A 246-nucleotide genomic window follows, 5' to 3' on the forward strand; every position below is an offset into this window, starting at 1 on the left:
TATCCTTAACTTCAGCAATGTAGCCCACTACTTTACCGTCTAAACACGCATAACAAGGGGTATTGATATCAGCAAATATATCTAAGCCCGCATGTGATTTTGCCCCTCCATCTCTCACAAAACCAAAAGCACCATTAAACTCTCTTTCAGTTTTATATGAATTATAAAGCGTCCTTTGAGGGTTTTTTAACGGCTCATGCCAAAGTGTTGTTTCAATATTAAAATAATCAATCATCGCCACTGGGT

1 pseudogene is annotated in these 246 nt (G+C 37.8%); it reads right to left on the minus strand.

What is annotated here, in order from left to right:
• Positions 1 to 235: pseudogene (locus GQ589_RS12120) on the minus strand (hypothetical protein); the annotation flags it as partial.
• Between the last annotated feature and the right edge of the window lie 11 nt (positions 236 to 246).

Source organism: Gilliamella sp. Pas-s27 (assembly GCF_009795865.1).
GTDB lineage: Bacteria > Pseudomonadota > Gammaproteobacteria > Enterobacterales > Orbaceae > Gilliamella.